Source organism: Streptomyces sp. NPDC088794, from assembly GCF_044750545.1.
GTDB lineage: Bacteria > Actinomycetota > Actinomycetes > Streptomycetales > Streptomycetaceae > Streptomyces.
In genome coordinates this window covers 392,854-406,010 of sequence record NZ_JBIVKB010000007.1, presented here as the reverse complement: position 1 = coordinate 406,010, position 13,157 = coordinate 392,854, and the positions used below count along the sequence as shown (strand labels likewise).

The 13,157-nt window shown below is 73.4% G+C and carries 12 protein-coding genes; 6 read left to right on the top strand and 6 right to left on the bottom strand.

Annotated elements, in window-relative coordinates; genetic code table 11:
• Positions 1–1,344: a tetratricopeptide repeat protein gene (locus ACIP6U_RS22520; protein WP_401720498.1), complete on the bottom strand. Its 1,344-nt coding sequence runs from the start codon at positions 1,342–1,344 to the stop codon at positions 1–3.
• A gap of 111 nt (positions 1,345–1,455) precedes the next feature.
• Here ACIP6U_RS22520 and ACIP6U_RS22515 point away from each other — a divergent pair, with 111 nt between their 5' ends.
• Both ACIP6U_RS22515 and ACIP6U_RS22510 read left to right on the top strand, forming a co-directional pair.
• Entirely contained in the window at positions 1,456–1,623 is a 168-nt protein-coding gene (locus ACIP6U_RS22515) for a hypothetical protein (protein ID WP_401720621.1), read from the top strand.
• A 46-nt stretch (positions 1,624–1,669) separates the two neighbouring features.
• The gene (locus tag ACIP6U_RS22510) at positions 1,670–1,981 is read left to right on the top strand and encodes a DUF6401 family natural product biosynthesis protein (RefSeq protein ID WP_401720496.1); all 312 of its coding nucleotides are present in this window, start codon (positions 1,670–1,672) and stop codon (positions 1,979–1,981) included.
• Positions 1,982–2,278: 297 nt separating this feature from the next.
• On the opposite strand, the gene ACIP6U_RS22505 is transcribed toward ACIP6U_RS22510, so the two are convergent.
• A complete protein-coding gene (locus tag ACIP6U_RS22505; protein ID WP_401720494.1) occupies positions 2,279–3,124 on the bottom strand; it encodes a hypothetical protein in 846 nt (281 codons plus the stop codon).
• Between the two features lie 124 nt (positions 3,125–3,248).
• Between ACIP6U_RS22505 and ACIP6U_RS22500 the strand changes: the two genes are divergently transcribed.
• Complete coding sequence (locus tag ACIP6U_RS22500) at positions 3,249–4,484, top strand: amidohydrolase (RefSeq protein ID WP_401720491.1); 1,236 nt, start codon at positions 3,249–3,251, stop codon at positions 4,482–4,484.
• Positions 4,485–4,752: 268 nt separating this feature from the next.
• Here ACIP6U_RS22500 and ACIP6U_RS22495 read toward each other — a convergent pair whose 3' ends face one another.
• Together ACIP6U_RS22495 and ACIP6U_RS22490 are read right to left on the bottom strand one after the other, a co-directional pair.
• On the bottom strand, positions 4,753–6,252 hold the full coding sequence (locus tag ACIP6U_RS22495; RefSeq protein ID WP_401720488.1) for a hypothetical protein: 1,500 nt from the start codon (positions 6,250–6,252) through the stop codon (positions 4,753–4,755).
• Positions 6,253–6,354: 102 nt separating this feature from the next.
• Positions 6,355–7,575 (bottom strand): PP2C family protein-serine/threonine phosphatase, encoded by a 1,221-nt coding sequence (locus ACIP6U_RS22490; RefSeq protein ID WP_401720486.1) that lies wholly within the window; start codon positions 7,573–7,575, stop codon positions 6,355–6,357.
• Positions 7,576–7,689: 114 nt separating this feature from the next.
• Here ACIP6U_RS22490 and ACIP6U_RS22485 point away from each other — a divergent pair, with 114 nt between their 5' ends.
• The gene (locus ACIP6U_RS22485) at positions 7,690–8,166 is read left to right on the top strand and encodes a hypothetical protein (protein WP_401720483.1); all 477 of its coding nucleotides are present in this window, start codon (positions 7,690–7,692) and stop codon (positions 8,164–8,166) included.
• A 118-nt stretch (positions 8,167–8,284) separates the two neighbouring features.
• Here ACIP6U_RS22485 and ACIP6U_RS22480 read toward each other — a convergent pair whose 3' ends face one another.
• Together ACIP6U_RS22480 and ACIP6U_RS22475 are read right to left on the bottom strand one after the other, a co-directional pair.
• Positions 8,285–8,836, bottom strand: coding sequence for an SH3 domain-containing protein (locus tag ACIP6U_RS22480; protein ID WP_401720481.1), 552 nt, complete (start codon positions 8,834–8,836; stop codon positions 8,285–8,287).
• A 981-nt stretch (positions 8,837–9,817) separates the two neighbouring features.
• Complete coding sequence (locus tag ACIP6U_RS22475; RefSeq protein ID WP_401720478.1) at positions 9,818–11,236, bottom strand: PLP-dependent aminotransferase family protein; 1,419 nt, start codon at positions 11,234–11,236, stop codon at positions 9,818–9,820.
• Positions 11,237–11,347: 111 nt separating this feature from the next.
• Here ACIP6U_RS22475 and ACIP6U_RS22470 point away from each other — a divergent pair, with 111 nt between their 5' ends.
• Together ACIP6U_RS22470 and ACIP6U_RS22465 are read left to right on the top strand one after the other, a co-directional pair.
• A complete protein-coding gene (locus tag ACIP6U_RS22470; RefSeq protein ID WP_401720476.1) occupies positions 11,348–12,094 on the top strand; it encodes an alpha/beta fold hydrolase in 747 nt (248 codons plus the stop codon).
• A 109-nt stretch (positions 12,095–12,203) separates the two neighbouring features.
• Positions 12,204–13,145 (top strand): endonuclease/exonuclease/phosphatase family protein, encoded by a 942-nt coding sequence (locus ACIP6U_RS22465; protein WP_401720473.1) that lies wholly within the window; start codon positions 12,204–12,206, stop codon positions 13,143–13,145.
• Positions 13,146–13,157 lie beyond the last annotated feature (12 nt).

Here is a 13,157-nt window from a genome sequence, read left to right as displayed (position 1 = left end):
TCACAGGGGCGGCTGCGCCGGGGCCGGGCCCAGGGTCGTGGTGCCCGGGGAGGTGCGGTGGCCGAGGCCGGTGCGGTAGGCGTCGAGGGCGGCTTCCACCCGGCCGGTGCGGCGCAGCAGGTCGCCGAGCAGACGGCACAGGTCGGCGAGGTCGCCGGCGGCTCCGGCCCGTTCCAGCAGGCTCAGGGCGCGGACGTAGTGCTCCTCGGCGGCATCGGTGTCGCGGGCGTCCTCGGCGATGATGCCGAGCAGGCGGTGCGCGGCGGCGGAGTGCAGGGCGCCGCGTTCGGAGCTGAGGCCGCCCAGGACGTCCTCCAGGATCGCGGCGGCCTCGTCGGACTTGCCGCGCCGGTGCAGTACGTCGGCGAGTTCGACGGCGACCTGGCTGCTGTAGAGCGCGGCGCGCTTGGCGGTGAGCATGGCGAGGGCCTCGCGCAACTCGCCCTCGGCGCGCTCCAGTTCGCCGTTCTGCGCGGAGACGTAGCCGCGCATCCAGTGGCAGTTGGCGAGCTCGGTGCGGAGCTGGAGGGTGCGGTAGAGCTCGGCGGCCTTGACGAGGGAGGCGTCGGCCTCGGCGATCCGGCCCTCGGCGAGCAGGGTGCGGGCCACCGAGCGGTGCATCCGGGCGACCAGGGCCGGGTCCTGCGACTGCGGGGCGAGGGCGAGCGCGAACTCGGCGGCCTGGGCGGCGCGGGCCTGGGCGCCCATGTCCATGTAGGGGCCGATGATGCTGGCGTAGAGGAGGAGCAGCGCGTCGGGGTCGTGCAGTCCGCCGCGGTTGAGTTCGTCGAGGGTGGACTCCAGCAGGTAGACGGCGTACCGGAGTTCGCCGGCCAGGTAGTGGGAGACGGCGCGGCCGCGCAGGGCGGGCACGCGGGCGGGCAGCGGGGCGTCGGCGAGGGCCTGTTCGGAGCGCTCGAAGTACAGGCGGGCGGCGGCCAGTTCGCCGGTGTCGATGGCGCACTCGCCGAGCCCGAGCAGGGCGACGGCCTCGACGTCGGTCAGTTCGTGCGCCTCGGCCTCGGCGAGCAGCGCGGCGTACTGCCCGGCCGCCTCCTCGGCCGCGCCGGTGGCGAGCGTGCGCTGCGCCTCGGTCAGCCGGAGCCGGAGATCGGTCGCGAGGTGGGCCGGCCGGCCGGTCGCCAGTTCCTCGTACGCCACCCCGAGCCGCTCGGCGATGTGCCGCAGCGCCTCGTCGGAGGCGCGCACCCGGCCCGCCTCCAGGGTGGAGATGTAGGCGGGGGTGTACGCGGGCTCGGCCAACTGTTTCTGGGTCAGCCCCCGTTCGGCCCGCAGATGCTGCACTCTTCGCCCGATAGTGCCCGGGTCATCGCGGTCCGTCATCGGCCAACTCCCCCTGCGCCCCTTGCCGTTCGGCTCTGTCAGCCCCTAGGTTAAACCGCACAGTAAACGTGTTTAACCGTTGGCTTTCGTTCAACATTTGGCTGTTGCGAGGTGACCGTGCTCGAACGCACCAGCACCGTCCAGCGTTACGCCAGGAGCCTGACCGCCGCCGTGGTCACCGTAGTGACCCTGATCCTCGCGGCGAACGCGGGCCCGGCCCGGGCGACGGGGCCCGAACCTGCCCGTGAGCAGGTACGACACACGACGACTCAGCGGTGAGGGAAATCACGTAATCAACCGCCCCCGACCCACTTACCGTAGAGAAATGTCCCCCTTGGCCAGAATCACCGGCTCGTTCGCACCCCGCTTCGCGGAGTTCGCGTTCGAGCCCGGATTCGTGGCCGCCGTCGATCAGCACGTGGCCGAACTCAGGGAACGGCTCGCGGTCAATCACTCCGGGCTGATCCCCCGACCCCCGCACCGCGAGGTCCTCGCCGACTACGCGCTCGGGTTCCTGGACGCGCTGGAGGAGATCGACTGGCGCGAGCCGGTCGGGCACGACTACGCGGTGTGCCGGCTGACCGCCATCAGCTGGCTGGTGCATCGGCACGATCTGCTCCGCGGGACGGGCGGCTGAAGGTCGTCGCCCGGCTACCGCGCCGTCGTGGCCGGTCGCGCCCACGCGGCGGAGCCGCACATTGACACAGCCCCGCGCCCCTCTACGGCGTTGCTGGACCCCCCTCCCAGTGGGTGCCCGGCGGTACGCGCCCCCCTGCCGTCGCTCGGCCGCCGCGCCGCGTGGCCGGTCGCGCCCACGCGGCGGAGCCGCACATTGACACAGCCCCGCGCCCGTTCAGGGCGTTGCCGAACCCCGCGTGTGGCGGGCGGCGGCCCCCCTCGCGCCCGCCGCCCGCCCGCTCGTACCCGCTCGGCGTCACATCCCGCCGGGCCCCCGCATGTCCGTACCGCCGCCGCCCATCCCCATGTCGCCGCCGCGCATGTCTGTGCGCTCCCGTGCCGGCGCGTTGCCGAGGGCGTCCTCACGGCCCGCCTGGTAGGCCGCCATGCTGCCCTTGGCGCGGGTCGACTCCGTCTCGACGGTGGTCAGCATGCGCTCCCAGCGCTGGCGCATCGGGCCGATCATGCCGCCGCCGACACCGACGATCAGGATGCCGGCGCCGGTCGCGAGGGCCGCGTAGAGGACGGGCTGGGTGACCGTGGTGGCGATGCCCGCCTGGCCGAGGGCGGCGATGACGCCCAGGGCGAGGATGCAGGCCCACATGACGGTGCCGACCGTGCGGCCGTAGGAGACCGAGGACAGCGCGCCGGTGACGATGGAGCGAACCGCGTTCGCGATGGCCATGGCGACCACGATCAGGACGACCGCGACGATGCCGCGCGGCAGCCAGGCGACGATGCCGTTGATCATCGTGGAGACCGGGTTGGTGCCGAAGACGCCGAGCGCGAGCTGGAGGGTGATCAGCATCAGCGCGTAGTAGACGATCTTGCAGACGATGCCCGTCATGTCGTACTTGGAGTCGCTCAACAGCCGTTGCGTGCCGGCCCGTTCGGACAGTCGCTCCGAGCCGACCTTGCGCAGCACCCGGTCCAGGACGCGGGCGATCATCTTCGAGATGAACCAGCCGATGGCCAGCACGACCAGGAAGCCGATGAGCTTCGGCACGAACTGGGCGACCTTCGACCAGGCGTCGTTGAGGCCTTGCGTGAAATCTATGGAGAGCGTGGTGGAGCCGGTGGGCGTGGTGAGCGTGGTGGCCATCAGGGCCTTCCTTCGGTGGAATCGGTGGTGACCGTCCCCCTCCTCCGTGGATAGCAGCGCCACCGGATTCCGGCCGCGCGAACGCCCCCATGCGGGTGACATCCGGGCCCCATACGCTGCCCGCATGACCTCTGCCGCCGCGCGCACCGCCCTGGACCTCACCGCCGACCTCGCGGTCCCGGCGCTGGAGGACCTCTACCGGGACCTGCACCGCCATCCGGAACCGGCGTTCAAGGAGCACCGCACGGCGGGCGTGCTCGCCCAGCGCCTCACCGCCGCCGGCTACGAGACGACCGAGGGCATCGGCGGCACCGGCGTGGTGGGCCTGCTGCGCAACGGCGACGGACCGACCGTCCTCCTGCGCGCCGACATGGACGCGCTGCCGGTCGAGGAACGGACCGGTCTGCCCTACGCCTCCACCACCCCGGGCCTGATGCACGCCTGCGGCCACGACCTGCACGTCACCTGGCTCGCGGGCGCCGCCGCCGCATTGGCCGCGGGCCGCGACACCTGGTCCGGCACGCTCCTCGTGCTCGGCCAGCCCGCCGAGGAGACCGGGGGCGGCGCCGCCGCGATGATCGAGGACGGGCTCTACGACCGTTTCCCGCGCCCCGACGTGCTGCTCGGCCAGCATGTGGCGCCGGGCCCGGCGGGCCTGTACGCGCACGTGCCCGGACTGATCATGTCGGCGTCGACGGACGTCGAGATCGTGGTGCACGGCGAGGGCGGCCACGGCTCCCGCCCGGAGACGACGGTCGACCCGATCGTCACGGCCGCGCACATCGTCACCCGCCTCCAGACGGTCGTCAGCCGGGAGATCGCGCCCCGCGAGTCGGCCGTCCTGACCGTCGGCCGCATCGAGGCGGGCACGGCCCCGAACATCATCCCGGCCACCGCCCGGATCTGGCTCAACCTGCGCACCCAGTCCCCGGCGGTACGGGACCGGATGGTCGCCGCGGTCCGCCGGATCGCCGAGGGCGAGTGCCGTGCGGCGGGCTGTCCGCGCGAGCCCGAACTGATCCTGGGCGACGAGTTCCCGGTCACCGTCAACGACCCCGACACCGACCACCGCGTGGCCGCCGTCCACCGCGAGGTCTTCGGCGCGGCCACCGTCTTCGACCCCGGCCCGGCGATGGGCAGCGAGGACTTCTCCCGCCTCGCCCTCGACGAACTCCCGTACTCCTACTGGTTCGTGACCTCCACGCCGGCCGAGACCTGGAACGCGGCCCCCGGCACGGACCTGATGGAGAAGTTCGACGCCGTCCCCAGCAACCACAGCCCGCACTTCGCCCCGGACCTGTCGACGGTGGCACCGGGCGTACGGACACTGGTGTCGGGGGCGCTGACCTACCTCACCTAGGGCCTGTCCGGCGGATCAGTCCGGCGTCGCGGGCCCTGGCACGCACTCCCCCACTGCCTTAAAGGCGTGGGGGGGGGACCCCCAGCCGCGTTGTCGTCGGTCGCCGACTCCCCCACGCTCGGCTTCGCTCGCGCGGGGGGACCCCCATCGCGTCGACTCCCTCCTCCGCCTTGCAGCTGCACGCACCAGACCCCGCTCGGCTCGGCCAAGAGGTACCGCACCTCATAGCCGGCCTGATCCGCCGGACAGGCCCTAGGCCGGCACCGCCCTAGCTCTGCGTCTGCAACTGCCGCAGCTGACGCTGCACATGATCCAGCGCGCCCTCGCGCCGCCCCGGCACCCGCGACCTCAAGTCGGCCAGCTCCGCGCCGAGTTCACGCGCGGCGACCGGATCGACGACCTGCCCCCACTGATGGTGCGCCCGGTCCACGGCCGCCTCCACATCCGGCGCATCGGCCGGCCACCCGGCCGTCAGCCGCGCCCCGGCCACCGCCAGCCAGGTCCGACAACTACGCACCGGATCCCCAGCGAACATCGCCAGATCCGCCCGAACTTCGGCCCAGTGCAACGCGTCCTCGGACCCGGGCCCATGCGCCCGCACGGCGAGCTGCTCGTGCGTGGCGGCGAGGGCGTCGGCGTCGGGGTGGCGGCCGGATTGGACGGCGGCGGAGATTTCGACGTAGGGGTCGGCCCCCTTGCCGGGATCGGCGGCTCTGCCAGGGTCCGGGCTCCTGCCGGGGGCGGCAGCTCTGCCGGGATCGGGGCCCCTGCCGAGGGCGGGACTCGTGCCGGGATCGGGGGCCCTGCCAGAGTCGGGGGCCCTGCCGGGACCGGGGCCCCTGCCAGGGTCGGGGGCCCTGCCGGGATCGGGGACCCTGCCAGAGTCGGGGGCCCTGCCGGGACCGGGGCCCCTGCCAGGGTCGGGGGCCCTGCCGGGATCGGAGACTCTGCCGAGGTCGTGGCCCCTGCCGGGATCGGCGGCTTTGCCGGGGTCGGCGGCTTCGCCGTAACTCCGTTCATTTTCCAGCCCGTCCGGCGTTTGAGGACGAGGCCGTTCAGGCCGATATGGGGGTCTGGGGGCGGAGCCCCCAGGGACGGTGCCCCCAGGGACGGTGCCCCCAGGGACGGTGCCCATCACCCCCGGCTCGCTCGCGAACAGCAGGTCGGCGAAGCCGTCCGGGCCCACCCGGGCCAACGCCTGCTGATGCAACTGCTCCACCGGCGGCCGAAACCCACTGCGCAGAATCGTCGCCACGGCCTTCATGTACGTAGGCACAGCCACGGTCCGCCGACCCGGTGGCGGTGCTGCACGGCCGTAGACCGCGTTGTTGCGACCGCAGTCGAGGGGGTTCGAACGCAACCACTCCCACGTCTCCACGTCCGCATGCAGATCGAAGAGAATCGTCGTCGCCCCCGGCGGCCGCAGCCGCAGCTCCTCACGGATCCACTGCCAGGGCAGACCTGTGTAGCGGACCGTGGACGGCGTCGTGCGGGCCAGCGCGAGGTGCGGCAGCCGCTGCCGCCGGTCGAGTTGGAGCTGCCCGGTGACGAAGAGCGTCAAGGGACCCGGCGCGGTCGCCGCGGCACGCAGCCGGGTCAGGACGGCCTGCGGCTCCAACGGGTCGGCGAGCTCGACGACGTTGGCCGTGTCCGTGCCGGACAACACGGCGGGCGGGACCGCGGCGAGAACGGGGAGCACCGAGGCCGCGTCCACCAGGCACCCCCTGCCGACCGGTGAAGCGGCCAGCAGCAGCACGGTTCCGGGCATCGTTCCCTCCCCATCCCCCGACGATCACGTACGCCAGCACCGTAACCGCTGCGGCTGCAAAGGTGGGTCTCAGGACTGCAAACGTCCACTTCCGACCACCCGTTACCCCCCTTCCCCCTGTTCCCCCCGTTCCTCCTGTTCCCCGTCGCGCCGCACCGCGAACACCGTGGTGTCGTCGACGAGCCGCCCGCCGCAGTGGCGCAGGGTGCGATCCCGTACGAAGGCCACCAGCCGCCGGGGTTCGGCGGTGCGCGGGTCGGCCGCGACGGCGCGGGCCACGTCGGCGGCCAGCGGATAGAACTCCCCGTCCCCGTCCCGCGCTTCGGTCACCCCGTCGGTGGTGAGCAGCAGCGTCTCGCCGGGCGCGAGCGGCACCCGGCGCACGGACGGCGGCCCGTCGACGGCGAGTTCACCGAGGCCGAGCGGAAGTCCGTCGCCCGGCGGCACGGGACGTACCCCGCCGGGACCGACGAGCAGCGGGGGTTCGTGGCCGAAAAGGAGCACGTCCACGGCGCCCGGGTCGTCCGCGGGAAAGCCGACCAGGGCGGCGGTGGCGAACCGGTCGCCGTCCAACGGGCGGTCGGGAGCCCCTCGCGCCGGCGCGGGCGTCCCCCGGTCCGGGCCGAGCGCCGCGTTCCGGCGTCGGTGCCGCAGCATCCGGATCTCCAGCCGCTCGGCGACCGTGCCGAGATCCGCCTCGTGGTACCCGGCCTCCCGGAACGTGCCCAGCAGCGCGGCCGCCGCCTCCACCGCGCCCAGGCCCTTGCCCTGCACGTCACCGACGAGGACGCGGGTGCCGTGCGGGCCGGGCTGGATGTCGTAGAAGTCGCCGCCGACGCGTGCCTCGACGTCGGAGGAGAGATAGACGGCGGCGTGTTCGAGGCCGCCCCAGTGCGGGGGCAGGGGGCGCAGGACGGTACGGCGGGTGGTGTCGGCGACGTCCCGGATGTGCAGCATGCGGAGTTCGCCGCGGACCCGGACCACGCAGGCGAGGGTGGCGAGGATGCCGCCGACGAGGACGAGCACGAAGTCGGGCCAGCCGGCCTGGTACTCGCCGGGCCACGCGCTGTCGACCACGACGTAGGTGAGGACGGCCAGCACGGACATGACGGCGGTGCCCCACACCCCGCAGATCGCGGCGGCGATCCCGGGCACGAGCACGATCCAGGAGATGACCCGGAACTCGCCGGTGGTGTTCCAGTCCACGGCGGCGATCGCGAGCAGCAGCACCAGCGGCGGCACCCAGGCCACACTGCGCCCCCGCACCCGCAGCATCTGATGCCGGGCGGCCGGGTCACCGCGCCGAGCCCCGGCCCGTCTCATGCGGCCCAGCGAAACACGCGCCCCCACCGCCCGCATCCGGGCACGACGACTTGCCAGCTCCCTTTTCCAGGTGTGCTCTGGAAGTCGGGGGCGAGGAGAGAGAGGAGCACTCTCATGGCTCAAGCGGCACCCACGCCCGGCGGAATGCGTGGCAGGACCGGCAGCCGGTTCGCGGGCCGGACGACCCGGCCCGTCCACACACCCGACATCTTCGACGACCGCGTGCACCGGGCGGCGCGCTACGGGGTCCCGGTGATCCTCGGACTCGTCTTCGGCTACTGGGCCGCCGCGAACCGGCGCGGCGGCGGCGAGATCACCGGCTGGAACATCCTGTTCGGCTTCGTCAGCGCGGCCGCGTTCATCGTGCTGTGCCTCGCGGTCGCGACGTTCGCCCCGCTGCTCAAGCGCGAACTGCACTCGCTGGTGAAGTCCGGCTTCGCGGGCGCCGCGGTCGGCTTCCTCTACAGCCAGACCGGCGAGTCGATCTACCGCTCGGTGGCGCTGGGCATCGTCGTCACGGCGGCCGTCTTCGGTGTCTTCTTCTACCGCTACTACACGCGCGAGGACGGCGAGGGAAACCGCCTGCGCTGACGTACGGCACCGCACACGCGTGGGCCCCGGCGGATGGATCCGCCGGGGCCCGCGCGTTCTCCGACTCCCTCGGTCTCTCGTGATCTCCCTCGGTTTCCCTCACCTCACCGAGGCAGCGTCACCAAGGCAGCCAGTCCCAGGCCGACGACGAGGATCCGGAGGCGCTGAAGCTCCACGAACCCGAGGCGCTCCAGGACCCGGAACTCGACGTGGCCCAGGAGCCGTCGTTCCAGTTCGGATCGTTCCAGTTCGCGTTGGACCAGTTGCCGTCCCGCCACTGCGGACAGGGGTCCGCGCAGGTCGGCACCCATTGCCCGTCGGTGTCCACGAAGGCGGCGCTCGCCCAGCCCTGGGCGCCGACGAGCCAGTACCAGTACGGGTTTCCGTTGACGCTCTGGCCCTGGACCATGCACTCGACACGGTCCTGACTGCCCGGCGAGAGCTGGTCGACGACGGAGGAGTTGACGGTGGGACCCGACCGCACGTTCAGTGCGGAGCGGGAGACGATGGTGCCCCAGATCGGACCGCCGGATCCGCCACCGCCGCCATGACCGTCGGCGTACGTCGGCGGGGCAGCGGCTGCGGCCGAGGTGCCCGCCGCCGCGGCGACGAGGGTGCCACCGGTGAGCAGTACCGCGGCCAGGGTCCGCAGGGCCGGAGTGGTGCGCATGGATCGGCCTCCTTCTCCCCAGCACCAGGAAACACCCGTTCGGGTGAACCCTCCACCGGAGAGCGGAATGCCCAGCTCCGCCACGGTTTCCGACGCACAGCGCCCGTTCGACTGGCAGCGTGCGCCCAGATGGAGTCACCCCGCTCGCGCCCGTCCCCCCGACCGTTTTGCCTGAGAGGGTGCCCTCCCGTCCCAGGAGCGCCCTGGCGGCCGCTCTGCTCACCCTCGCGTGCGTCCTCGCGCCGTTCGGCGCGCTGGCGGCCTGGGCGGCGTACGGGCTCGCCGACACCGGCCGGTACGTCACCACGATGGCGCCGCTGGCCAAGGACCCCGCGGTGCGGGACGCCGTCGCCGACTCCGTCGGGGCCGGAATCATGCACGAGGTCGACGACCGGACCGACACAGGCCCCCTGCCCACCGCCGCCCGCCCCTTCGTACGGGACGCGGTCCGTTCGTTCACCACGACCGAGGCCTTCCGCACGGCCTGGGACACCGGCAACCGGGCCGTCCACGACGCAGTGCTGACCGCGCTGCGCGACAGGACGGACCACGAGGACGTGACCGTCGACCTCGCTCCGGTCACCACCCGGCTGAAGGCCCGACTGTCGCTCGACCACGTGCCGTTGGCCGCCGACATCCCCGTCGAACACACCCGAGTCGCCGTCCTCCCGGCCCAGGAAGTGGACCGGTTCCGAAAGGGTTTCCACGTGCTGGAAGTCGCCGGTTTCTGGCTGCCGTTGGCGGCCGTCGTCTTCGCCGTGGCCGGCATCGCGCTCGCCGCCTGCCGCCGCCGCGCCCTCACCGCGACCGCTCTCGGCACGGCGCTGGGCGGCGCCGCCCTGGGCCTCGCCGTCGCCCTGGGCCGCCACCTCACCCTCACCGACCTCCCCGACGAGACCCACCGCCCCGCGGCGGCGGCGATCTACGACGCCCTCACCACGACCCTCCGCCAAACCGCCTGGCTCCTGCTGGCGTTGGGCCTCACGGTCGCGGTGACCACCTGGCTGACGGCCCGCTGGGGACACCTCGTCCTGCACCTCGTACGACGCCGCCGAGCACCCGCAACGCCCGCTCCAGATCCGGCAAACGGGCCGACCCGAGTCCAAGCCTGACCGCGTCCGGTGTGCGGCGCGGGTCGACGGCGAAGGCGGAACCCGGGGTGACGGCGATGCCGTGGGCCGCCGCGGCCGCGGTGAACGTGTCCGCGCGCCAGGGGGCCGGCAGCTCCCACCAGGCGAAATAGGCCCGCGGATCCGACCGCACCCGGAACCCGTCGAGCACCTCGGCCAGCACCCCCTGCCGACGCACCGCGTCCGCCCGCTTCGCCGCGACCAACCGCGCCACCGTCCCGTCCCCGATCCACCGCACGCCCGCCTCCAGCGCGAACCGCCCCGCACTCCATCCCCCGGACCGCACGGCCGCCGCCACCGTCTCCACCCGCCGCGGCGGTACGACGAGAAAGCCGACGGTGAGCCCGGGCGCGACCCGCTTGGACAACCCGTCGACGACATGGGTGAGTTCGGGGGCGTGGGCGGCGAAGGGGGCGGTGCCGGTCGCCGCGTCGAGAAAGGACCAGATGCGGTCCTCCACGACGGGGATGGCCAACCCCCTTACGGCTTCCGCCAGTTCGTGTCGCCTCCCGGCGCTCATCGACCGTGCCGTCGGGTTGTGCAGCGTCGGCTGGAGATAGAGCGCGGAGAGGGGAGCCGTGCGGTGGGTGGCCGCCAGTGCGTCCGGGAGCGGCCCGTCCGCGTCGCCCAGCAACGGCACCAGCGTGCAGCCCAGCCGTCCCGCGATCTCCTTGACCAGCGGATACGTCAACTCCTCGACGCCGACCCGGCCTCCCGGGCGGACCAGTGAGGCGAGGGCGGCGGCGATGGCCTGGCGGGCGTTGCCGGTGAAGAGGAGACCGGCGGGGTCGGGGCGCCAACCGGGGACGGCGAGCAGATCGGATGCCGCCTCGCGGGCGGACGCGGTGCCGGTGACCGGGGCCGGGCGGAGGGCCTCGGTCAGGACGTCGGGGCGCAGGAGCGGGGCGAGGGCGGGCGCGAGCAACTCCGACTGGCCAGGCACGGACGGGTAGTTGAGCTCCAGGTTGACCGGCGCGGAAGGTTCGCCGGGCACAAGGGCGACCGGTTCCTCGGCGGCCGGCTCGGTGAGCGCCCGCCCGGTCGGCTGCGGGGCGGCGGCCCGTACGAAGGTGCCGCGGCCGACCTCGCCCACCACCAGCCCGCGCCGCACGAGTTCGCCGTACGCCCGCTCCGCCGTCGAGGCGGCGATCCCGTGCCGGCGCGCGAACGCCCGCTGCGGGGGCAGCCGTTCGCCCGGGCGGAGCCGTCCGGCGGCGATGTCGGCGCCTATGCGGTCGGCGATCGCGCGGAAGTCGTGCGGTCGTCTCATCGGAGCCCCTCCCGTTCCCGTCATTGCTCGGAACCTCTCCCGTTCTCCCCATTGCACCGAGGGCAAAGATTTTATTGCACCGAGGAGTTGCCCCTGCCTACCGTCGATCACATGCCGCCGATCCCGCTCGTCCTCGTCCACGGCCATCCCTTCGACCACACGATGTGGCGCCCGCAGCTCACCGCCTTCTCCGCCACCCGCCGCGTCCTCGCCCCCGACCTGCGCGGCTACGGCGCCTCCCCGCCGTCCCCCGGGATCACGGCCTTCGAGCAGTTCGCGCAGGACATCGAGGCGCTGCTGGACGCGTCGGACGTGGAGACGTGCGTGCTGGGCGGTCTCTCCATGGGCGGCCAGATCGTCATGGACTGCTACCGGCGGTTCCCGGACCGCGTCCGGGGCCTGGTCCTCGCCGACACCTTCCCCGCCGCCGAGACCCCCGAGGGCGTCCGGGCCCGGCACGCCATGGCGGACCGGCTGCTGCGGGAGGGCATGCGCGGGTACGCCGACGAGGTGCTGGAGAAGATGGTGACGCCGTACGCCGACGCCGAGGTCAAGGCGCACGTGCACCGCATGATGACGGCCACCGCGCCACAGGCCGCCGCGGCCGCCCTGCGCGCCCGGGCCGCCCGCCCCGACTACCGCGACCTGCTCACCCGGGTCACCGTCCCGGCCCTGGTCGTCGTGGGCGCGGACGACGAGTACACCCCGGTCTCGGACGCCGAGGCGATGCACGCGGCGCTGCCCGACTCGACGTTGCGGGTGATCGCGGGGGCGGCTCATCTGCCGAACCTGGAGCGACCGGCGGAGTTCGACGAGGCGTTGGGGAAGTTCCTGGCGCGGATGGACGCGTGCCCGTAATGTCGGGCGAGTGACCATTCAGCCCGTCCGGCGTTTGCGGACGAGGCCGTTCAGGCCGAAGCGGGGGGACGGGGGCGGCGGCCCCCGTGACGGCGAGCGTCGACGCCGGGTGCCGCGTGCCGGACTGTGGCCCGCCGCCGTACTGTTCGCCGCACTGAGCCTGATCGTCGGCTGCCGTCTCCTCGACAGCGACGGCTTCACCCCCGTCCCCCAGATCCTCGCCTTCCTCCCCTGGCTGCTCGCCCCCACCGGCTTCGCCCTGCTGCTCGCGCTGCTGGCGCGCTGGCGGACCGGACTGGTGTGGGGGATCGTCCTGCTCGGACTGCTCGCGTGGCTCATCGAGCCGTACGGCAGCGGCGACGAGCCCGACGGGACGCCGGTCGCCGAGCTCAAGGTGCTCACCTCGAACGTGGAGTTCGGCCGCGGCGCCCCCTCCCTCGTCCCCGTCCTGCACCGCGAGCGGCCGGACATCGTGTTCGTGGAGGAGTGCGAGTACACCTGCCAGGACACCCTGGAGGGCACCTTCGCCGCCGAGTACCCCTACCGCCGGGCCGTCCGGGCGGGCGGCTCGGAGGGGTCGATCATCCTCAGCCGTTTCCCCCTGCGCGCGACCGAGGGAGTCGCCGGCACGATGGGCATGCCCGGAGCCGTCGCCGACGTGCGCGGCGCGTCCGTACGGCTCCAGCTCGCGCACCCGATGCCCCCGCTGCCCGGCCAGGTGGACGTCTGGCAACGGGAGTTGGGCCGGTTGCGGGACGTGGCCGCCGCCGACCGGGACGCCCCCGCCATCCTGGCCGGGGACTTCAACGCCTCCCAGGACCACGCGGCCTTCCGCTCCATCCTCGGCGCCGGGCTGCGCGACGCGGCCCGGCTCGCCGGTCACGACCGCACGCCCAGCTGGCCGTCCCGCACGGCCGGGGTGATCGGCGCGCAGATCGACCACGTCCTGGTGTCACGGGACTTCTCCGCGAGCCGCGCCCGGTTCCTCACGCTGGCCGACACCGACCACCGGGCCCTGGTCGTCGACATCACGCTCCACCAGCGCGGTTGACCCGGGACGGGG